General features: G+C 35.8%; 1 protein-coding gene. It reads right to left on the reverse strand.

All coding sequences use genetic code 11. From position 1 onward, the window contains the following. Positions 1-28: 28 nt before the first annotated feature. Positions 29-1,462 carry an IS1634 family transposase gene (locus tag FN809_RS17635; RefSeq protein WP_246095624.1) on the reverse strand — a complete coding sequence of 478 codons (1,434 nt, stop codon included), beginning with the start codon at positions 1,460-1,462 and terminating at the stop codon, positions 29-31. Between the last annotated feature and the right edge of the window lie 193 nt (positions 1,463-1,655).

Here is a 1,655-nt window from a genome sequence, read left to right on the forward strand (position 1 = left end):
TCCTGAGTTCGACACTGGGACACCCAAATTAGAAGTTAAACAATTTTGCTAACATTTTCTGCTCCTCAGTTATTAAAATTGTTTTAGAGACAATGTGTTGTTTATTGGGTGTTTTTACCTGTATGGCATAGATAGTTTTGGCAATATCTATTACCTTTTCGGGACTCAATATTAATTCTTTAAGTTTAAGTTGTCTTTCAAGCTCTTTGTAAATTTTATAAGCCACGAACGATATACAAATATGAGCTTCAATTCGTCTTTGGATCCGGTGGTAAACAGGCCTTATTTTTAGGTCATGTTTTGATATTCTAAAGGCTTTTTCAATTTTCCATAAGTGGGCATAGTTCTCCATTATTTGCTTGTTCGACATTTTTGTATTGGTCAGATACCCTTTTAGGCCATCCCATTTGCCATCGGAATCAAACTTCTCCATGTCTATTGTCAAGCTTATTTCACCATCCATTTTTAAATATTTGTTGTATCCCCGATTGTTAATATTGGATTTGGTCAGCTTTCCTGATTTTATCTTTTTCTCCAGCTTAGCAAGTCCCTTCTCCCTATTGCATTTATCTTTTTTTGCTCTTTTTTCAGAGTGGGTTACCAAAAGCCTGGTGCCATCATTCTTTTCTATCAGCAACTCTGATGTTTCTGTGTAATCAAAGTTTACTATCTGGTTTTTAACTGAGGTGTTCTCGTTCTTAATTCTTGCTCCCAGAATAAACTCATAACCCTTGGAACATAGTTCTTGGATATTGGCATTGGTCAACAAACCTGAATCAGCAACTATGGTTAGTTTGTCGATATTGTAGCGCTCTTTAAATCCATTGATAACCGGGAGCATGGTATGACCTTCGTACTTGTTGCCTTCAAAAATCTCATATGCGAGCGGATAGCCATCAACACTAACTAAAAGACCGAGTAGTATTTGAGGATTCTGATGCTTGCCTTCTTTCGAGAAACCTGTCTTTCTTATTTCATCCTCGTTATCTACCTCAAAGTAAAGTGTGGTAACATCATAAAAAACAACATTGATTTCATTATTCAGTACTTTCAACGAATGGGCATAACTAATGTCCTGGACTATCTTTTTTTGACTGTTATGAAGCTTGTCTAAGTACCGATAAATGTGTTGGGCCTCAACTGATAGATAATGGTATTTGGAGAGAAAATCAGTTGTTCTAAGTTTGCTGGCCGGAAAACACAAACGTGCAATCACAAGTTGTTTGAAGAGTTCGTCTTCAATAGCATTAAATCCTATTTCATCAAAGATGTTACCTAATAAAAGCGAAGTTCCGGCCACTGTAATCTGTTCAATGTTATCAAGAACCGTTTCTGTAAAATCTCTTTCACAAGTGAAATCTAATTCGTTTTGGCCTATTCTGTTCTTAATCCAAATTTTACCCTTCTTTACAAGATGTTCGATTATTTCCGGATCAGAACTGCTTCCAATGGTCTTGATCATCTTATATTTGCCAGTGCTCTTATCAATAATCTGAACACTGATGACCTCGCTCTTATTTTTCTTTTTCCTAACAAACACATTTTAAATATACCCAAAATTATCCTGGGACACCCAAAATCACCCTCGCAAAAGATATATAAGGCTGATTATGTGTTATTTATGATTTAATCCTCAGAAAAGTGTCGAAGTCAGG

Origin of the sequence: Saccharicrinis carchari (assembly GCF_900182605.1) — a bacterium.
In the GTDB taxonomy this organism is placed as follows: domain Bacteria; phylum Bacteroidota; class Bacteroidia; order Bacteroidales; family Marinilabiliaceae; genus Saccharicrinis; species Saccharicrinis carchari.

Excerpts from the sequence above, each read along its gene's own strand:
- FN809_RS17635 (WP_246095624.1), bottom strand. The coding sequence starts at position 1,462 with ATGATCAAGACCATTGGAAGCAGTTCTGATCCGGAAATAATCGAACAT.